21 protein-coding genes and 1 pseudogene are annotated in these 19,002 nt (G+C 58.6%); 5 read left to right on the top strand and 17 right to left on the bottom strand.

What is annotated here, in order from left to right:
- Window positions 1–1,482: 1,482 nt before the first annotated feature.
- Window positions 1,483–1,935 carry a hypothetical protein gene (locus tag WDN46_19015; GenBank protein ID MEJ0095414.1) on the top strand — a complete coding sequence of 151 codons (453 nt, stop codon included), beginning with the start codon at window positions 1,483–1,485 and terminating at the stop codon, window positions 1,933–1,935.
- Between the two features lie 158 nt (window positions 1,936–2,093).
- Here the strand turns inward: WDN46_19015 and WDN46_19010 are convergent, their stop codons facing one another.
- The 13 genes from WDN46_19010 to WDN46_18950 all read right to left on the bottom strand — a co-directional run bounded on the left by WDN46_19010 (window position 2,094) and on the right by WDN46_18950 (window position 13,375).
- Complete coding sequence (locus WDN46_19010) at window positions 2,094–2,912, bottom strand: tRNA (guanine(46)-N(7))-methyltransferase TrmB (protein MEJ0095413.1); 819 nt, start codon at window positions 2,910–2,912, stop codon at window positions 2,094–2,096.
- A gap of 53 nt (window positions 2,913–2,965) precedes the next feature.
- Window positions 2,966–3,541: a TetR family transcriptional regulator C-terminal domain-containing protein gene (locus WDN46_19005; protein ID MEJ0095412.1), complete on the bottom strand. Its 576-nt coding sequence runs from the start codon at window positions 3,539–3,541 to the stop codon at window positions 2,966–2,968.
- A 193-nt stretch (window positions 3,542–3,734) separates the two neighbouring features.
- Window positions 3,735–4,118, bottom strand: a complete 384-nt coding sequence (locus tag WDN46_19000) for a hypothetical protein (protein ID MEJ0095411.1) — start codon at window positions 4,116–4,118, stop codon at window positions 3,735–3,737.
- A 218-nt stretch (window positions 4,119–4,336) separates the two neighbouring features.
- A complete protein-coding gene (locus WDN46_18995) occupies window positions 4,337–5,410 on the bottom strand; it encodes a hemolysin family protein (GenBank protein ID MEJ0095410.1) in 1,074 nt (357 codons plus the stop codon).
- A 36-nt stretch (window positions 5,411–5,446) separates the two neighbouring features.
- Window positions 5,447–5,935, bottom strand: a complete 489-nt coding sequence (ybeY, locus tag WDN46_18990) for an rRNA maturation RNase YbeY (GenBank protein ID MEJ0095409.1) — start codon at window positions 5,933–5,935, stop codon at window positions 5,447–5,449.
- On the bottom strand, window positions 5,932–6,975 hold the full coding sequence (locus tag WDN46_18985) for a PhoH family protein (protein MEJ0095408.1): 1,044 nt from the start codon (window positions 6,973–6,975) through the stop codon (window positions 5,932–5,934). Before WDN46_18985 ends, ybeY begins: the two co-directional genes overlap by 4 nt.
- A 17-nt stretch (window positions 6,976–6,992) precedes the next feature.
- Window positions 6,993–8,465 carry a tRNA (N6-isopentenyl adenosine(37)-C2)-methylthiotransferase MiaB gene (gene miaB, locus WDN46_18980; GenBank protein MEJ0095407.1) on the bottom strand — a complete coding sequence of 491 codons (1,473 nt, stop codon included), beginning with the start codon at window positions 8,463–8,465 and terminating at the stop codon, window positions 6,993–6,995.
- A 331-nt stretch (window positions 8,466–8,796) separates the two neighbouring features.
- Window positions 8,797–9,303: a ribosomal protein S18-alanine N-acetyltransferase gene (gene rimI / locus WDN46_18975; protein MEJ0095406.1), complete on the bottom strand. Its 507-nt coding sequence runs from the start codon at window positions 9,301–9,303 to the stop codon at window positions 8,797–8,799.
- Window positions 9,300–9,989 carry a tRNA (adenosine(37)-N6)-threonylcarbamoyltransferase complex dimerization subunit type 1 TsaB gene (gene tsaB, locus WDN46_18970; GenBank protein MEJ0095405.1) on the bottom strand — a complete coding sequence of 230 codons (690 nt, stop codon included), beginning with the start codon at window positions 9,987–9,989 and terminating at the stop codon, window positions 9,300–9,302. The genes rimI and tsaB overlap by 4 nt, the downstream gene beginning before the upstream one ends.
- Before the next feature lie 123 nt (window positions 9,990–10,112).
- Window positions 10,113–10,679, bottom strand: a complete 567-nt coding sequence (locus WDN46_18965; protein MEJ0095404.1) for a NifU family protein — start codon at window positions 10,677–10,679, stop codon at window positions 10,113–10,115.
- A gap of 222 nt (window positions 10,680–10,901) precedes the next feature.
- The gene (locus tag WDN46_18960; GenBank protein MEJ0095403.1) at window positions 10,902–11,255 is read right to left on the bottom strand and encodes a hypothetical protein; all 354 of its coding nucleotides are present in this window, start codon (window positions 11,253–11,255) and stop codon (window positions 10,902–10,904) included.
- Between the two features lie 73 nt (window positions 11,256–11,328).
- Window positions 11,329–12,096 (bottom strand): 16S rRNA (uracil(1498)-N(3))-methyltransferase, encoded by a 768-nt coding sequence (locus WDN46_18955; GenBank protein MEJ0095402.1) that lies wholly within the window; start codon window positions 12,094–12,096, stop codon window positions 11,329–11,331.
- 110 nt (window positions 12,097–12,206) lie between these two features.
- Window positions 12,207–13,375 (bottom strand): IS3 family transposase gene (locus tag WDN46_18950; GenBank protein ID MEJ0095401.1). Its coding sequence is split into 2 segments (ribosomal slippage): window positions 12,207–13,111 and window positions 13,111–13,375, totalling 1,170 coding nucleotides; the frame shifts between segments, so codons are not numbered across the junction.
- Window positions 13,376–13,461: 86 nt separating this feature from the next.
- Between WDN46_18950 and WDN46_18945 the strand changes: the two genes are divergently transcribed.
- Window positions 13,462–13,992: a hypothetical protein gene (locus WDN46_18945; GenBank protein ID MEJ0095400.1), complete on the top strand. Its 531-nt coding sequence runs from the start codon at window positions 13,462–13,464 to the stop codon at window positions 13,990–13,992.
- Here WDN46_18945 and WDN46_18940 read toward each other — a convergent pair.
- Window positions 13,984–14,256 carry a hypothetical protein gene (locus WDN46_18940; protein MEJ0095399.1) on the bottom strand — a complete coding sequence of 91 codons (273 nt, stop codon included), beginning with the start codon at window positions 14,254–14,256 and terminating at the stop codon, window positions 13,984–13,986. The genes WDN46_18945 and WDN46_18940 overlap by 9 nt on opposite strands.
- Window positions 14,257–14,264: 8 nt before the next feature.
- Window positions 14,265–14,486: a hypothetical protein gene (locus WDN46_18935; GenBank protein ID MEJ0095398.1), complete on the bottom strand. Its 222-nt coding sequence runs from the start codon at window positions 14,484–14,486 to the stop codon at window positions 14,265–14,267.
- On the opposite strand from WDN46_18935, the gene WDN46_18930 reads away from it, so the two are divergent.
- The gene (locus tag WDN46_18930) at window positions 14,485–15,222 is read left to right on the top strand and encodes a DUF3800 domain-containing protein (GenBank protein MEJ0095397.1); all 738 of its coding nucleotides are present in this window, start codon (window positions 14,485–14,487) and stop codon (window positions 15,220–15,222) included. The genes WDN46_18935 and WDN46_18930 overlap by 2 nt on opposite strands.
- Before the next feature lie 159 nt (window positions 15,223–15,381).
- On the opposite strand, the pseudogene WDN46_18925 reads toward WDN46_18930, so the two are convergent.
- A pseudogene (locus WDN46_18925) lies at window positions 15,382–16,298 on the bottom strand (IS1595 family transposase).
- Window positions 16,299–16,563: 265 nt separating this feature from the next.
- Between WDN46_18925 and WDN46_18920 the strand changes: the two are divergent.
- Entirely contained in the window at window positions 16,564–17,007 is a 444-nt protein-coding gene (locus tag WDN46_18920) for a hypothetical protein (GenBank protein MEJ0095396.1), read from the top strand.
- A gap of 173 nt (window positions 17,008–17,180) precedes the next feature.
- Window positions 17,181–18,113: a 4-hydroxybenzoate octaprenyltransferase gene (gene ubiA / locus WDN46_18915; GenBank protein ID MEJ0095395.1), complete on the top strand. Its 933-nt coding sequence runs from the start codon at window positions 17,181–17,183 to the stop codon at window positions 18,111–18,113.
- Between the two features lie 55 nt (window positions 18,114–18,168).
- Here ubiA and WDN46_18910 read toward each other — a convergent pair whose 3' ends face one another.
- Window positions 18,169–18,990, bottom strand: coding sequence for a hypothetical protein (locus WDN46_18910; protein MEJ0095394.1), 822 nt, complete (start codon window positions 18,988–18,990; stop codon window positions 18,169–18,171).
- Between the last annotated feature and the right edge of the window lie 12 nt (window positions 18,991–19,002).

The following is a 19,002-nucleotide window of genomic DNA, read 5'->3' as shown; positions in this document are numbered from 1 at the left end:
CGCTTCAATTTGCGAAGAATGAACGTAGCCGGTCGATTACGACTACCGCCTTTGAGGTCGAACGGCATTTGATCCGATCTATATCAAAGTCACCTGAAAAGCCCGATGAGAAGCCACCGGTATGGAACCGGCACTTTTGCGCCCTATCGCCCACTCCGAAACTGAGCGATGCGACCGCAACGATCGCCAACGTCAATGCCACCAGTAGGAAGAATCTCATTGAAAGAGCATTGATTGCGCGTTGTCGCGGCATTGGTAGCGAGTCAGTGCTGCGCATGGAGACGCTCCCATTCGTTTTGGATCGGCAAAAGTAGATCGTGCATGGTGTCGATATAATTGGGGAAACAGGCTACGAGACGCCTATAGCTGCGACCATATTGAGCGCTTGTCCGCTCCCAGACGTCCCACTGTTTAGCGGGCAGTTCGATGCTGCTTCCACGCATCAATGCCCTATGCGCTCTCGCGTGCGCACCCTCCGACCTTAAAAATTCGAGGAATTCAAAGGGGGGATCGCACAGCAACTCGGCCGGCCCTCGTGTATCCTGATCCAACATCGAATCACCTCCGTGGCAGCCTTTTTACCACAGACCACCATGGTTCCACATTTGTTCAATTGGCGGTCTAAGCGTGAGTCCGTGCGAAAAAAAACCCGGCGCTAAGCAGGGCTATTAGTTGAAGAAGCGGGGGAGGAACCGCAACGCGGCTTTGACCAGGAGCTTCCTGACATTGAGAAAGCAAGAACTGAGCCATGTTGAAGATGCCAGCGCTAGGCGCTAAAGACTATGGTCAGCTCTATGGTTGGCGCGGAAAAATCGCTCGTTTCCCTCTAAACGTTCGCCGCGCTGCTCGCGCCGCAACAAACTTGTGAGCGTCGACCCTCGCGGCGCCGCGAGCCAGCCAGCTCCTGAGGCGAGTGGGGCGACGCCCGCATGGATCGAGTGCGGATAGCGCGCCCCGGCCCCAAGAGCGATGTCGCCGGCGATGAAGGCGACGCCGAGGTGGCGGGCGAGGGACCGATAAAAAAAACGTCTCGGTGACGGCGCCGCGGGCAAGGAGCGCAGCTTCCGGCGCGACTGCCAATGCCTGCGCCTGCGCGGCGGCTCCAAGAAGGATAGAAGGAGAGGCGCCATAAGCGGAGAGAAAGGTGAGCTCGGCGGGAAGAGTTTCCAATCGCCGTTCGAGCTTCGCAGAAGCTACAGCGGAACGCGGAGGAGTCGGCGGCAGCCGGCCTCGTCGGAACTGCGGCGGCGTTCCGGCGCATTGGTTCAAGGTTCATATGGCGGCCGCATCAAACTAAAGCACAGCTTAACCTAACTGATTATTCGCTTTCAGCAATCATTTTTCGACAGACGGAACTCGTTAAATGTGAGATAGTTGTCACATCAAGGCAAAGTAGGCGCCGCGCCGTTGCATCGAGGGCCCGGCCGCTGGAAACTGCGGGTAGTCGTTGGGTTTAAGTAGTTTTAGTCTCAGTAGCTAATATTGAAAATTATAAAAACAATAAAATTCAAGAAGAGGCAATGGGGGAGTCAAGGAGCATTTGGAATGTATGTCTTTATTGCCGCCTGCGCAGTATTTGGAATAGTGTTATCACAATTTTTTAAATTCTACGTACTTATCCCTGCCGGCGTCTTTGTGACCGTTGTGGCTCTGTCCGGTCAAATTCACGAAGGACATAGTCTCTCGGGCGCATTGCTGGGCATATTTGTGGCGAGCGCAAGTCTCCAGATCGGTTATCTAGCTGGGACGATTTCTCCTTCCTTCTCATCCATATTGCAGCGCTTCGTCGGCATGGTGACGCGCGGAGCTTCGGCGACATCGCATTGGCCGGGTCATCGCAGGGCCAGACAATCATTTTGGGCGAGACGCGGGGGCATTTCGTCTGAAGTCGCCACGACAAAGCCAGTCAAGAAGGCCGGCGGGATGAGCAGTTGATCTCGAATGGACTGGCCTGATAGCTAAAGTCGGTTTCCGAGCGAAGGCGATCTGCGCTGCGATCCTTGCACTCCTATCCTGTCCCGAAAAGTTGCGGCCCTTTCCGCTCGTATAGCGCTCGAGCCGGAGAGAAGCAGGTACGCCTCCATCCAACGCGATCACGGGTCGCATGCGTCGCTGCGCAAGAACGAAAAATAGGCGGGACGCCGACCTTCAAGCAATGCTTTCGCCTCATATCGCGTGCCGCTCCAACCCTCCCATGGGCGGAGCCAATCCTGCGCGCTCGCGGGAGCCCACGAAAATTCGCGCGAGCGCAGAATTCGGGCCAAAGTCCAACCCGCATTGTCATCGATATCGGTGGCGAACCGAAGTTCAGCGCGTGGCCGCATGACGCGCGCGAGCCGCTTCAGCATGTCATCCGACAAGAACCGGCGTTTGCGCTGCCTGCGCTTTGGCCAGGGATCAGGATAGAGCAGGTAAACGCCGTCCAAGGAAGCCGCCGGCAGCGCCTCGATCACTGCGCGAGCATCGCCTTCATAAAGGCGGACATTGCGCAACTGGCTATCTTCAATGAGCATCAATGCCTTGGCGATCCCGTTGCGGAACGCCTCGCAGCCAATGAAGCCGATCTCGGGATGAGCGCTGGCGATCGCGGCAAGATGTTCGCCGCCGCCAAAGCCGACTTCGATCCATACCGCGGCGGGGCGGTCGGGAAACAAGGACGCGAGATCAATCGGCTTTGATGCGTCGATGGTGACGCCGGACAGGGCCGTTTGCATTAATTCGCTATGGCGCGCGGTCAGCTTTTTGCCTCTCCGACGGCCAAACAAAGTGGCTTGCCGGAAGGCGGCCTCGGTCTGCGCATCATGATGCGCCCCGCATGCGGGCGGACAAAATTCGCGGGTCGGCGGTTTGGCTTCAGCTTCTGCGTTCATCTCTCGCCGCTCGACGCTCTCTATCCGTTTGTTTCGACGCACGATCTCCTCCTCGCATGTCGAAGATCGCAGCGCAAACTGGATCGAATGCGGCGTCAGATGAGAAGGATGTCGAAGGCAACGGTCAAGAAATCGTCAAGGGCCGCGCGGTTCTTGTCGATTCTGCTCCGCGTTGTCGCCCCCTGCCATGCGTTGACCAAAAAACGAGCCATAAGATCGGCGTCTTTGTCTTTGGAGATCTCTCCTTCAGCCTGGGCCTGGCGCAGCACAATGGCCACGGCGTCACTCCAATCGAGCAGCACTTTCGCCAGGGCCTTGCGCATCGCCGGATATGAATCGGCCATATCCGCTCCGAAGTTGCCGATCAGGCATCCGCGGCCAAACCCCCAGCTTTCTGCTCTAGCGGCGAGAAATTCAAAATGGGCCCTGAGCCGCTGCAAGGGCGGCTTGTCGTCTTCGAAGAGGATGCTGACTTTGCTGTCTTCATTGTAGCGATCAAGCGTCTCTAGCGCCAAAAGCTCTTTGGTCTTGAAATGATTGTAGAAAGATCCCTTTGGCGCGCTGGCGGCCTCAGTGATGTCCTGAACGCTGCAGCCGTTGAAGCCCTGCACATGGAAGCGCTCTAGGGCGGCGTCAACAATCTTCTCGCGGAGGCTGGCTCTGGCCATCATTTTCTCCCTTATTTATTTGTTATTTTCCTTATTAGGTGACTGGTCGTCTCATCGGCAAGGATGGATCGGTCTTCCCGTGAGAATATTTCGATGCGCTACAGGCTCGCTAGGTAGCGAGCCTGTGAGCTTGATTGGATTGAGCGCTGCGACGCTGCTCGCGCCAAAAAGTCGCAGCGTCGCGTTTGGGTTCGGCTTATCCGCCGAGGCCGGCCCTCGCCGGGCTGGGCGAGAGTCGCTCTACTTTGCCGCCAAGGCGCTCGACGTCATCTCGCTCGACGGAGTTGGCGAACGAACTGTCATGTAGCGTCGGCGCGCTGGCGCTCGAGGATAGCCGTTCGACCCTGCCGCCAATGCGCGCGACATCATCCTGCTCGACCGAGGCGTCAACCCGAGAAGAAACCGCGCCGCCCTGACGAGAAAAAGAATCTCTAACTTCCGGCGTCACAAAGGGCTTCCCTGAAAGCTGGGCGACAAAAGCCCGCTCCGGATCGTAGGCTTCTTCACCGCTTGCCTGCTGCGTAATGCCCCCGAAGGCCAGCAACGCGCCGGCGAGGAGAAGTTTTTTAGAGTTATTCATGACTTGCGACCTTCTTGAATATGTTGCCGGCGGCGCCAATTGCGTCATCGCCTTCCGTTCAAAATGACCGGTCATATTGAAAAATTCAAGAGGTCATTGCCGGAATCTTGACTATTCACGATAAGGTGATCGGAGGTCTAAAAATACCTAAATCGAACGGCAATCGACAGCGGCGTCTATTGAGGGGCTCGCACGCCGGCGCTTTGCGCGCCGCAAACTCAGCGAGATGCAGGCACGGAGCGCCCAGTCTTGGCCGAGGCCTCTTGCTCCGCGCTCTCGCTCCCGGCGACAGGATGTTTGTGGCCGATGTGGATCTTGATCCGCTTGACGCGTCGCGGATCGGCGTCGAGGATTTCGAAATCCAGTCCGCCTTCCAAGATGATTTCGCCGCGCACCGGAACATGACCAGCGAGGGTCGTGATCAGACCGCCGATCGTTTCGACCTCCTCGGCGTCGCCGATTGCGGTGAGGTCCGCGTCGATTGCCGCCGAGACATCCTCGAGACTGGCTCGCGCGTCGACGATGAAACCGCCGTCGGCCGCGCGATCGATCTTTGGGCTTTCGTCCAAATCGTGTTCGTCTTCGATATCGCCAACAATCATCTCGACGATATCCTCGATCGAAGCGAGGCCTTCCGTGCCGCCATATTCGTCAATGACCAGCGCCATATGAGTGCGCGTCGCCTGCATCTTCACCAGCAGATCGAGGGCGGGCATTGAGGGCGGAACAAACAGGACGGGGCGCAGAATATTGGCCTCGGACAGGGGAAGATTTAAGTCCCTGAAGCTTTCGAGCGATTTCTCAATGGAAACGAGGGATTCCGGCGAACCGGCTGGCGCGTCAGGCTCGCCCGCAGCCCGATCGCGAGAATTCGTAATGTTAGCGAAATAGGCCACAAAATCGCGGATGTGAACCATCCCGCGCGGATCATCCAGCGTCTCGCCATGCACGGGCAGGCGGGAGTGGCCGGCGGTGCAAAAGAGGTCGAGCACCTCAGCGAGCTTGGTGTCCAGCGAGACCGCGACAATGTCGGCGCGCGGAACCATGACGTCTCCGACCTGCACTTCGTGCATAGACAGCACGTTCTTCAACATGGCGCGCTCTTGCGCCGATACGTCCTTGTCGGTCGAGGTGTCGGCTAGCGCATCCTGGATATCATCGCGGATTGAAGCGCCGCCGAGCCCGAATACGGAGCGCAGGCGATCGAACAAACTCGGCTTGGCGCCAGAGATCGATTTATCTACGCCCGTCTCGCTTGCGGCGGGACTATCGCGTTCGCTTATCATCGTCATCGTCGATTTTCGATCGTCATCAAGCGTGGATCATCATCAGTTTTCGGCCTGGATCAAGGCGTCGAGATACGGATCGTCGATGCCGAGCTTTGCGAGCACGGAGCGTTCGAGAGCCTCCATCGCCTCGGCTTCCGCATCCTCAAGGTGATCATAGCCGATCAGATGCAAAAATCCGTGCGCCAGCAAATGCGCGACATGGTTGCGCAAAGGCTTTTGGGCTTCGCGCGCTTCGTTCGCGGTGGTTTCGAACGCGATCACAATGTCACCCAGAACTGGCGTCGAGCCGATGTCGCCGCCGCTTGGAAAGGACAATACGTTGGTTGGCTTGTCGACGCCCCGCCACTTGCGGTTGAGTTCCGCGATGAATGCGTCGTCGCAGAGGACGACGCTAATCTCAACCTCTGGCGCGAGCCTCACGCGGCTTTGGCTGATGGTTTGACCGATCACGGTCTCGGCGAGGCCGGCGGGGTCGTCGAAAGAGTCCCAGGCTTCAGCTTCGATCGCAATATCAATAACGGGTTTCATTTTCGAGGTCTTTCGGCTGCGGCCGCCGCTCGTCGCCCCGCCTCTTCATAAGCGCCGACGATGCGGCGCACGAGATCGTGGCGAACGACGTCGCCTTCCTTGAAGATGACATGGCCGATGCCTTCGAGACCAGATAGCAGCTCGATGGCTTCGCTGAGGCCCGATTTCTGGCCGGGAGGCAAATCCGTCTGCGTCGGGTCGCCGGTGACGATCATGCGGGAGCCTTCGCCGAGGCGGGTCAGGAACATTTTCATCTGCATCGAGGTGGCGTTCTGCGCCTCGTCGAGCAACACGCAGGCATTGCTCAGGGTTCGCCCGCGCATGAAGGCGAGCGGGGCGACCTCGATCATGCCGGTCTGCATGCCGCGCTCCAGCATGCGCGGGTCCATAAAATCGGCCAAAGCATCGAAGATCGGCCGCAGGTAAGGATCAACTTTCTCGCGCATATCGCCCGGCAGGAAGCCCAGCCGTTCGCCGGCTTCGACGGCGGGGCGCGAGAGAATGAGGCGCTCGACGGCTCCCTGTTCGAGCAGCAATACGGCATAGCCGACAGCGAGCCAAGTCTTGCCCGTTCCGGCCGGACCCTCGGCGAACACCAGCTCATGGCGTTTCAAGGTGCGAAGGTAGAGGTCCTGTGCGGCATTGCGGGCGCGGACCGGGCCGCGCCGCCTCGTGCCGATCTGCTCGAAAGCGATTCGCCCGGCCTCGGTCTCTTTGGGAAACAGGTTTCCTTGCAGCGCCCCTTCCTGGATCGCGCCATCGACGTCCCCAAGGCTCACCGGCTGACCGAGTTTTACGCGCCCGTAAAGATTTTCAAGAACGAGGCGGGCGTGCTCGCAAGCCTCGGGCGGCCCCTTGACGGTGACGAGATTGCCATTGGCGTTGGCGATGACGCCGAGTTTGCGCTCCAGCTTGGCGAGGTTCTGGTCGTAATGGCCAAAGACGAGAGAAGCGGAGCGATTATCGTCGAAAGAGAGATTGATTTCGGCGATTTCACCCTCGCCGGATGGGCGTTTGATCTCGGTTCGCACAAGCGACATGGAACGATCGTTTGGTTTCAAGCGGGCGCACCTCGCGTGATGTCATGTTGTCCGGCAAAGGCTGGCGCGGCCCGATCGGCCGCCAGCCTGCCGAACAAGGAGTTCGATGATGTTCCGATAATCTCGACGGCTACAATCTGGCCGATCCAATCGGCCTCTCCCTCCAGCTGAACCGGCTGAACATAAGGCGTTTTCCCGGCAATCTGGCCGGCGTGGCGACCGCGTTTCTCGATCAAGACGTCGAGCGTGCGCCCGACCATGCTGCGGTTGAATGCCTGCCGCTGCCGCTCAAGGAGATCCTGAAGCCGCAGGAGCCGCGCGACTTTCACGCTTTCCTTGACCTGATCGGGAAGATCGGCGCCTGGAGTTCCAGGCCGCTGGGAATATTTAAAGTAAAACGAGCTGGCGAAGCCGACCGTCTCGATCAAATCGAGCGTCGCCTCGAAATCCTCATCCGTCTCGCCCGGAAAACCGACGATGAAATCGGACGACAAAGCAATGTCCGGGCGGGCGCGGCGAATCTCGGCGCAGAGCGCGACATAGTCGGCGCTGCTATGCTTGCGGTTCATCGCGGCGAGGATTCTGTCTGAGCCGGATTGCACCGGCAAATGCAGGAAAGGCATCAACGCGGCTTCATCGCGATGCGCTTGAATGAGGCCGGCGTCCATGTCGTATGGGTGGCTTGTCGAGTAGCGGATGCGGGCGATGCCCGCGACTTGCGCGACCTCTGCGCAAAGCTGCGCCAGCGAGGCCGTTCGCCCGGCTCCGGCGTCGCCATGGTAGGCGTTGACGTTTTGGCCGAGCAGGGTCACCTCGCGCACGCCGGAAGCGGCGAGCGCTTCGACTTCCGCTACGATGTTGGCGACTGGGCGCGAACTCTCGGCACCGCGCGTGTAGGGCACCACGCAGAAGGTGCAAAACTTGTCGCAGCCTTCCTGGACCGTGACAAAGGCGCTGATGCCCCGCTTGCGGATCTGCTTTGGCGAAGGAGCGACCAGAAAATCGAACTTATCGTTCGCCGGAAAGTCGGTTTCGACGAGGCGGCGCTCGGTCTCCGTCCGGCGCAAAAGGTCCGGCAGGCGATGATAGCTTTGCGGACCGACAACGACGTCCACGGCCTTTTGGCGGCGAAAAATCTCCTCGCCTTCGGCCTGGGCGACGCATCCCGCGACGATGATTTTGGTGGCTTGCCCAGCGCTCGCGCGTTCCGCCTTCAGAACGCGCAGCTTGCCCAATTCAGAAAAAATCTTCTCGGATGCGCGCTCGCGGATGTGGCAGGTGTTCAAGATCACGAGGTCGGCGTCTTCGACTCGCGCCGTCTCGGCGTAACCCTCCGGGGCCAGAAGATCGACCATGCGCTGGGAGTCGTAGACATTCATCTGGCAGCCGAAGGACTGCACGAAAAGCCTGCGCGCGCGGGGTTCCTCCGAGCTTTGGCTAGGTTTGGCCAATTCGCTCGACTTCAAATGCAAATGCTCAGAATCAGACATCGTCCCCGCGATCTTCGAGGCTTGAGCCTCGCACGTTTATTCTAAAGCCTTATGACGCTCGAAGGAACAGGCAAAAATACACTCTCCGTTGGAATGCCCAGGAAAATCGGCGTTCGTTGATTTTGCCTCATTTTCCTTCCCAATTCGGAAAGTCTTTCTCCGGCGGCGCTCGATATATTCCTTTTGGACGCCGAGTCCTACTCGAGCATGAGGGGTCAGACTACTGCGACAGTTTTCAGGTAGATGCTTCGAGCGTGATTACTTTAATCTCAATCGCCGCCGCCCTGTTGATCTTCTTCCTGTTTCTTTTGTTTTCGCGCGAGCGAAGAATTCAAACCCATTCTTGCAAATCGAGCCGCATGACGAGCGCGCTCGCTTGTCGGGCGTCAAGCTTTCGGTAATAGGCTTTTCGTTCAGCCACTGTTTCAAAGCCGTAGCGGGCATAAAGCGCCCGCGCTGCGGCATTTTCGGCGTCCACCTCGAGAAACAGGCGCTTTACTCCGATCGCGGCAAGGCCAGTCAAATGCGGCGTCATCAAAATCTTGCCAACGCCGCAGCGTCGCCGTTCCAAGGCGACCGCGATGGTCAGAATTTCAGCCTCATCGAGGGCGACGCGGGACAGAATGAACCCCGCCAAACTGCAGTCCCTGGCGTCCACAGCGCCCGCCGCGACGATTTCCGGTGCGAGCAGGAGCTGCTCGAAGTCCGATTCGTCCCAAGGATAGGCGAAACTCACTTTGTGGATGGCCGCGCATTCGGCGCTCCGCTCCGGACCGATTCTGCGGTTGGACGGGGGGGCGCCTTTGCGAACGGACTGTACATGTCTTGATGGGCTCAAGGCGTCGCCAGCGGGACTCGCGTCGCATCCTGCGGTTTGGCGTCCGGCGCTTTCAGATAAAGCGGACGCGGGGGAGCCATGGCCGGATCGGCGAGAAGTCCCAGTTTAGCGACAAAAACGATATCGGGAACGAGAGTTTCGCCAACTGATTCGACGGTCAATCCGGCGCTCGCGGCTTCAATGGCGAGCAATGCGGCGCCCGAACCCACAAGCCGGACGGGGCCTGAGCCGAGCGAGCGGGCGGCCTCGCGAATCGGCGCGATCCGGGGCGACAGGATTGCGCGCCCATCGGGACCGAAAGCGGCGAAGAAAACATTGCCGTGGCGGGCGTCGATCGCCGCGCCGACAAGGCCGGGCAGCTGTTCGAGAATCAGCGGTGCGGCGAGAGCCGCCAGAGTGGAGACGCCGACGACAGGAATTTCGCAAGCAATGCCAATGGCTCGGGCGGCGGCGATGCCGACGCGCAACCCCGTGAAAGAGCCGGGGCCGACGGTCACGGCAACCCGGCCAAGCGCGGGAAAGCCGCCCTCAATGCGCGCCATAACGCGATCGATCAGAGGCAGCAGCGCTTCCGCGTGCCCGCGCTCCATCGAAATGGTTTCGACCGCCTCAAGGGTCCCGGTTTTATCGTCCAGGACGCAAGCCGAAACCGCCGGCAGCGCAGTGTCGATCGCCAGGATTTTCATCGCCGATATCCCGGTCGACATTCCGACCGAGGCGCGGAGATCCAACTACGACCGCAACGGTCGCGCCGCAGACAAGCTGACCTATTTCCCTGTCGTTCAGGCAGAGGCGCGATTTGCCTTGAATTAGATCTGTTCGACCGACAGCACATCCGGCACATAATGTTTGAGCAAATTCTGGATTCCGCGTTTTAGCGTCGCCGTGGACGAAGGACAGCCCGAACATGAGCCTTTCATGGCGAGATAGACTGTTCCTTCGCGAAACCCGCGAAATTGGATGTCGCCGCCATCATTTGCGACGGCTGGCCGCACATGGGTGTCGATCAGATTTTTGATGGTCGCGACCGTATCGGCGTCGTCTGGAGCGAAAAACTCGCTATCTGCAACTTGCGGCGTGAACTCTGCGTCGGCGTTGAGCAGGGGCGCTCCGGACAGAAAATGCTCCATGATGGCGCCGAGAATCGTTGGCTTCAATTCCTGCCAATCATCGCTTTCCGATTTGGTGACGGAAATGAAATCGGAGCCAAAAAACACGCCGGATACGCCCTCGAGCGCGAACAAGGACTGCGCGAGCGGCGATTGCGAGGCCCATTCGGCTCCCCGGATTTCTAAGGTTCCCGCCGTCATGACGGCTCGTCCGGGCAGGAATTTCAGCGTGGCGGGATTAGGTGTGGTTTCGGTCTGTATGAACATTTTATTCTCCCAAACGTCCGGTTCAAGGCCGGAGCTGGATGCGAACAGGGCGAGGTTCCCGCTTAAAATATGATGGACTGCAAGCCAATGAGCAAGCGGTAAGGCTTAGATAAGCGCGTAGGCCGCCTTTTGGGGCTCCGCCGAGCCGAGGCGCTTACGGGGCAAGGGCCAGGAACGCGTTTGACCTTGCGCTGGCCTAAGATCGAGAGGTTCGGCTTTCGATCAGCGGGGAATTGACCCGGTTTCGTCGTCATCGGGCAGGCGCAGATGGCTGGGAGCGACGTCGGCATTTTGGCCGGATTCGTCGCCGGCGTTGACGTGCATTGCGCCGCCGCCCGCGGCGGGCGAAGCGACGCCGTGCGAGCCAAATCCTATGCGAATATGGCTGCCTCTCCAGACGCAGACATCGCTTCCCTCGATGGTGGTGAAGCCCGATCCAAACGCGGCGCAGCGGGCTTTCGCGCGCGCGAGGGCGCTCGGATCGCCTGCGAGATCGTCAGCCTGCGCGCCAACGCCAAAGGCGAGAAAAGCCGCCGCGGCCCCAAACAATATAAGGAATTTAGCGTACGGGATCATGGATAACCCGAACCTTTGCTTCCCGAAATCATGTTCTTGGAATGATCTTACATTGGGGCGATTTAATGATCCTTTAAGAATGTCGCCAGTCGCCGATTGAAGCCTGAATCACGGCCAGCGCGGCCACGGCCGCCGTGTCAGCACGCAAAATGCGCGGGCCAAGCGACAGGCGCAAGACTTGCGGCAGCGCCAGCAACGCCTCGCGTTCAGCCGGGTCGAAGCCGCCTTCGGGGCCTATCAATACCGCCAGCGGGAGCGGTTCACCCTTGGCGGAAAGGGGCGTTAAGGCCTTCAAGGCCTGCAAGGGGTCTCGCACCGGCGCATCTTCATCGCAAAACACGAGCAGGCGGGTTTTGTCCCAGCCCTCGACCAAGGCGTCGAGTCGGATTGCAGGGGCGATTTCGGGGATCGAGAGGATGCCGCATTGCTCTGCGGCCTCGATCGCATTGGCGTGCATGCGCCCTTCATTGATTCGTTCAGCCTGAGTTCGGCGGGTAAGAACCGGACGGAGCAGGCCCGCCCCCATTTCGACAGCTTTCTGGATCATATAATCCAGCCTTGCATGTTTGAGCGGCGCAAAGAGGTAGTGGAGACCGAACGGCGGCGTCTGTGGGCGGACTAGATCGCGCGCGACCAGCGCAACGGATTTGCGATTGGCGGCCGACAGATTAGCGGACCATTCGCCGTCGCGGCCGTTGAACACCAGAATTTCGGCGCCGTCGGGCAGACGCAAGACATTGCGGAGATAGTTGGCCTGGTCCGGATCGAGATCGATCCCCGCGTTTGGCGCCAGCGTGGCGTCGACGTATAGCCGATGGGAGGTGAAATCATAGCGGGGCATGTGGCTAGGACCGGCGGCGTGGGCGATTGTGTACTTTACGAACCATGCGAATCAGCTTAGTTTGCGCCCGTTGAGCTGGCCTGCCCCCATGGGGTGATCCAGTTTGAATGTTAGTGCATTGTCGGCCCTGGCGCTATTGCTGGCGTGGCGGGCGAAGCTGGTCCGGATTGCGAAGCCGGCCATTGCAGGGTCTCCGGGACTGGCGGCTTGTAGCCCAGCGATGAGTGCGGGCGCACGGTGTTGTAGTGGCGTCGCCATCGCTCAATGACGACCTTCGCCTCCTTGAGAGTGTAGAAGATTTCACCATTCAAAAGCTCGTCGCGCAGCTTCGAGTTGAAGCTCTCGCAATAGCCGTTCTCCCAGGGACTGCCCGGCATGATGTAGGCGGTCTTCGCGCCGACGGCGGCAATCCAGTCACGCAACGCCTTGGCGATGAACTCCGGGCCGTTGTCGGAACGAATGTGGATCGGAACCCCTCGCAAGATGAAGAGGTCCGAGAGAACGTCGATGACGTCCGCTGCCTTCAGCTTCCGGTTAATCCTGATCGCGATGCATTCGCGGGTAAATTCGTCGATGATATTCAGCATGCGATATTTCCTGCCATCATGAGTGCGGTCCTCGACGAAGTCATAGGACCAGACGTGGTTGGGGCATTGCGGGCGCAGCCGGACGCACGAGCCGTCATTGAGCCAGAGACGCCCGCGCTTGGGTTGTCTGGCCGGAACTTTCAGCCCCTCGCGTCGCCAGATCCGCTCGACCCGTTTGACGTTGACCTTCCAGCCTCGCTCCCACAACATCGCCGTGATGCGGCGGTAGCCATAGCGGCCGTACTGGATGGCGAGCGCCGTGATGTCGGCGATCAATGCCGCTTCGTCATCGGGCTTGGTCGGAACCTTGCGCTGCGTGGAGCGATGCTGACCGAGAACCCGGCAAGCGAACCGCTCGGAAACGCCATGTTCGGCGATCACATGCTCCACGCAGGCGCGACGACGCGCGGAGCTCAGAAGTTTCCCGAGGCAGCCTCTTTCAGGATCAGCTTCTCAAGCGTCAAATCGGACACCGCTCGACGGAGCCGCGTATTCTCCGCCTCCAGCTCCTTCAGCCGCTTCACCTGATCGCCCTTCAGGCCGCCGTATTCCGACCGCCATCGATAGTATGTAACTTCCGTCACCCCTATCGAGCGGATCGCCTCCGCGACCGGTCGCCCTTGCGCGCTAAGCACTTCGACTTGCCGTAGCTTCGCGACGATCTCTTCCGCCTTCTGTCTTTTCCTCGGCATTGCGCAGTCCTCCATCAGGCTCATAAGCCCATACTTCACGGAGGATCACTTTTCAGGGGGCAGACCAGAGCGACGAGGAAATCGCCATGGGGCTTTCATTTGTTCATTTGGACGATACGACACGCCAGTCAATGCTTAGCGAGATCGAAATAGATAGAGCGGGCGGAACTGTCTATGTGAGCGATTATCTCAACGAAATAGGCCGTTTAAGATGGGTTCCCCTGCTGATACAGGCGGCGGAAAAAGGCACAGACGACAGCCTCGCCAACGCCCTACGCAGGGCGAACTGCTTTAAGATTGAGGTCGCATATAACAAGCCCCGAGGCGGGGGTACAGGGATGAGGCGGGTGCCCGTCACCGCTTCCCAAACCTTGGCCGAGTCGCAATTCAATATGTATTACATCCGCGCTCTCGCTCTCAGAGCCATCGACGCGAGCCAGGGGCTTTTCGTTTACAGAGCAAAGACAGTCGAAGTTCCGAGGCCAGAATCAGAGGCTATGATTGGGAAGACGCTCGACGCCCGCGTTGTCCTTCAAGTGCTCCGCGACACGCGCGGCGTCGAGCCGTCAATTGATATTCCCATGCCGAACACGGGCCTGACGGTCAGGCTAGTCTAACGTAAGGCGGCTTTCCGAGTCGCAATGATAGACAGCCGCATAGTCTTCAGGCTCAAAAACGAAAAGGTCCGGTTCGCCGGCAATTCCGATTCCATGTTTACGGGATACTTCGGTTAGTTCCCGAGTGAAGGCTTGCAGCTTTTCTTCCGCGACAACCGGCTCGTGCTGGTTGATGTTTTCCCTCTCTTTTAAGGTCGCAGTCCCGTACATTTGATCCTCCGCTTGGGTGAGTTTGGTAACGTCCCATAGGGGCAGCTGTTCCATCTTTCAAATCAGCGTCGTCGCTCCTTCTTTTGCTCGCTATGCGAGTCTTTCTCGTGGCCGACAGGCGGCACTTTGGTCGGCGTATGCCGCGCGACTTTCTTTAGCTTCTCGTCGAAATGCGATTCGTCTTCGTCGCAGCCGAGTTCGCGGGCGGCTTCTGTGAATCTATCCGATTGCTGTATCTTGGCTTGATTCGTTTTATTTTTCGCGTCGGACTTTCCTTTACTCATGTTCGTGCCACCCGAAGATTATGTTTTCATCGCAGATGAATCTGGCATATCCAGCGATCGATTTGTCGTCGTCGGCGGTCTTTGCATGCACCGTAACATGCTAACACGGGCCTACGAGACGCTAAAAAAATACAGAGATAAATTCAATATGAATGCCGAGTTGAAATGGCAGAGGGTGTCAAATCAGAAGCAAGGAGAATATGAAGCTCTGATTGATTATTTTTTTGCCATGAATAACGCCAATTACATGCATTTCAATAATTTAGTTTTCGACAGCCACCAATGGAATCACACCAAATATAACAACGGTGAAAGAGATGTAGGTCTCTCAAAGTTGTACTATCAACTTTTGCTTCATAAATTTGTAAAATTATATGGTGCGAAGGGGTCGCTTTACGTGAGGCTGGACCACCGGAATAGCCAGACGCCCCTGGAGGATATACGCAGAATGCTGAACAGAACAGCTGCTCGAGACCACAACATTACAACTAACCCGGTCAAGCAACTGGTGTCCGAAGACTCAAAAAAGTGCGATTTATTGCAGTTGAATGATTTGATCTTAGGGGCCGTCTGTGCCGCCCGTAACGGCAGACATTTGCTCGCAGAAGGTCGCCAATCAAAGCGCGAGCTAGCACATAAAATTCTTGATAAAAGTGGGCTAACTACGTTCGACGTGGACAGCCCCCATAACGTCACAAGGTTCACGGTATGGAATATGCGGTTTCGGGGGAGATAAAAGGAGCGGGAGCTAGGCACCTACACCCTCTTTACGAGGGATACGGTAAACCCCGGTCTCCTGACATCATCAGGATGTTCGGCGCATAATCACCCGCAGTTCGTTATGTGTCGCGAATCATGGGGTTGTCAAGGTTTATTCCGCTTGACTTTTTGAGAATCAGACATGGATCGCGCTAGATCCCCTATATTTTAACCGCTTGCCTGTCACACCAATCAAAGCTTTCCCAGTCCGCTCTTTATCCTCAGTGCCAAGCCCGCTGCGATTGCTGTAGCGAAAGTCAAATTCCGCCAAATAGCGATGCAAATGGCGCTCGCCGCAATGTTGGTACACGCCCCTCATGCCGCGTTTGAAGATGCTGTAGAAGCCCTCGACCGTGTTAGTCGTGACGTGATCGCGAGCGTATTCTTTCTCGCCGTGATTTACGGTCTCATGCGAAGCGAAGTCGCGACCGACTTCCCTATATTGCGCGCCTTCATCGCTCATGAGCGCGGTTTCGCGGGCGATGTTGGCTCGCACGATCGGCGCAATCTGCGCAACGCTGGCGGTGTCAATGTGGAAGCTGCGGGCAGAGCCGCCGCGCTCGACCAGCGTCAAGACAACGTTCTTATGAGCGCCCCCCGGCGCTGTTTCGGATAGCCTTCTAAACGGCCAATGTAGGTCTCATCGACCTCAACGGTCTTGCCATCGCCGCCCAGAGGGCTAAGAGAGCCCACGCGCATGGCCTCGCGAATGCGATGCGCAAGGAACCACGCGCTTTTGTACGTGATTTCCAGAATTCGATGCAGCTGATGCGCGCTAATGCCCTTCTTGCTGGAGCACATCAAATAGACCGCTTGAAGCATCTTATTCAGCGGGATATGAGCCTGTTCGAAAACGGTCTTGACCTTCACCGTAAATTGCTTGCGGCAATCCGAACATTTGCGAAGGCCAAGGCGCGTCTTGCGCAGATCGTAGTGCTTGCCGCTGATCGAACCGCAGTGCGGGCAAACCGGACCCTCCGGCCACAAAACGCTTTCGAGATGCTCGAAGGCTTTGGCCTCATCGTGGAAGTAGGGCTTCGAAAGGACTGACATAGCAAACACCTGATTTCTAACTGAAATCATCCTAAATCAAATTACGTGGTTTGTAAAGTACATAGTCGCCGCGGCGTGACGGCGAGGAGCGGAATAACTAGACTGATTCGTCCGCGAATCGAAACGGTGTTTTGAGACGCGGCAATGCCCGCTTTCGGCGCAATTGACGCGGCGCTTGCTTCGAGGCGCACGCCTTTGCTATTAATGAGGCTAGCTATCAAAAGGCTGGGGGCATTGCGAATCTGTGGGAAAGGCTCCGATTCTGATGACGAATGGTCTCATCCATGCCGCGCGCAACGCGGCTTTTCTTGGTGCGCTGGCGGTCTCCTTCGCGGTCTGCAACGCGGCCTATGCCGCTGATTGCAACGCGGATATTGGCGCCCTCTCCCAAAAGCGGCAGGCGATCATCGATCAGCTGAATCAGCTGGCGAAGGGAACCAAAAACCAGCTCGACCCAACGGCTTCATGCCCGAAGCTGAAAGAGCTTGTCGTCGTCGAACGCAACCTCGTCGCCTATCTCAACAAAAACAAGGAATGGTGCAACGTTCCCGATTCCGCGCTGGAGAATATCCAGGGGAGCGCCGACAAATCGAACGCCGTCGCCGGGCAGGCCTGCAAGATCGCCGCGCAAATGAAGAAAGCGCAGGAACAACAGGCTACGGGCGGCGGGCTGCCGCAGGGTCAGAAGCTGCCGACCGGCCCGCTCTGACCAAAGCATGACCCCGAAACGCCGTTACATTTTCGGACAGGATCATGTGCTGGAGCTAAAGCAATAGCGAGCACGGGCGATTCAAGTTGAAGCAGTCACGCCCAAAAGCCGCGTCCGCCTCGCCGGCCCGGCCCGTTTCAGATCGTCCGGCGCCAGCCGAGGGGGCCGTCGCGCTGCCCGACTCGGTCGGGGGCCAGTTCGTCGTTCGTTTTGCGCCCGAATCCTGGCGGCCTTTCGTTCAACTGGCGAGAATTGACCGGCCGATCGGCTGGTGGCTGTTGCTTTTGCCTTGCTGGCAATCAAGCGCCCTCGCCAGCGTCAATCGCGGCGCAGGCCCGCATTGGCGCGATCTCATTCTTTTTCTGATCGGCGCGATCGCGATGCGCGGCGCTGGCTCGACCTATAATGACATTGTGGACCGGGAGATTGACGCAAAAGTCGAGCGAACGCGGCAACGCCCGCTTCCTTCCGGCCGGGTCAGCGTCAGCGCCGCCAAAACGTTCCTGGCGGCGCAGCTTCTCGTCGGTCTCGTCGTTCTGCTGAGCTTCAACGCCTTTTCGATTGCGCTTGGCTTCGCCTCGCTTTTGATCGTCGGCGTCTACCCGTTCGCCAAGCGCGTGACGTCGTGGCCGCAGGCGGTTCTGGGAGCGGCCTTTGGCTGGGGCGGATTGATGGGCTGGGCGGCGGCATTCGGCTCGCTCGCCCTCGCTCCCGCGCTGCTCTATAGCGGCGCTATTTTCTGGACGATCGGCTATGACACGATTTACGCGCTGCAGGACGTCAAGGACGACGTGATCGCGGGCATAGGCTCGACTGCGCGCCTTTTCGGGAAGCGCGTCCGCGCCGGGGTCGGGTGTCTTTATGTGGCGTCAGTCGGTTGCAGCGCGGCGGCTTTCATCGCCGCAGGAGCGAGCGGTTTGGCGTGGGCGGGGCTCGCCGGCTTCGCTTTGCATCTTGGCTGGCAAGTCAAAAATGTTCACCCGGCCGACGATGCAATCGACGCTGGGGTTGGCGCGCTGAAATTGTTCCGCTCGAATCGCGATGCGGGATTGATCCTGTTCGCCGGCCTCTTTGCGGAAAGCCTCCGCTTCTGGTTACGAGCATGATCCCGAAAAGTTGCGAACTTTTCGGATGCGGTCATCCTCGAGCCTTCGAGTTCGATCAGAAAAAACTCTTGAGCGAAATCGGCGCATGGCCGCCGCAATACATTTCAACCACGAAGGCGACGCTGCGGGCGATCAATCGGTCGCGCTTGGTCATCCCCACAAATTCGGCCTTGGGCGAGGAAACCACTTCGGCGACGTCCGCGCCCTTCCGGACCGTCGCGCCATCGCGGGCAAGTCCCCGCACGCGGCCGGAGGATGGAGACATGATCGCCGTCGCGCCGACAGAGCCGATAATCTGGCCCTTTTCGATCGGTTCGCCGAGAAGTTTTGTGCCGTGAAACAGGCCGTGATGCGGCGCGATCGCCATATCGCCATCGCTGAATCTGACGTCGTCGGCGGCTTCTTCCCGCTCAATCGACCCGTATCGCAGCACTGCGCCCGGATCGCGTCCGTCGATGTCGATCACGATGTCACAGGTGTCGCCGGCGACGAAACCGCGCCCGAGCCCGATGGCGAATTCGGTGAGGTCGCTCAGATTTTGCCGCGGCTTGTCTGTTTGCGGGCGCGCATCAATGAGCACGTCCCACGGCCATTGCGTCGTCACATGCTCAAACGAATGCCAGAGTACGGGAATGAATATGCCGCTTCTAAGTCCCGCGAGGAAATCCTTGGCTTTGTCGGCGCGGCGCGCCTCGACGCCCTCAAAAGTGCAGGTCCCATCCGTCCAGGCGTCGGCGAAGGCCATGCGCCGACGGATGGTTTGCGGCGGCTTTGGCTGGTGCATCGCCACGGCGTGACCTGCCAGATGCAGTTTTCGGGCGGTCACTGAAGCCAGCTCGTCCATGCCGAATACAAGAATTGATGCTTCTTCGCTCATCGGCGCGCCGCT

It is taken from the genome of Methylocella sp. (assembly GCA_037200525.1).
GTDB lineage: Bacteria > Pseudomonadota > Alphaproteobacteria > Rhizobiales > Beijerinckiaceae > Methylocapsa.
This window is presented reverse-complemented; position numbering and strand designations above follow the sequence as displayed.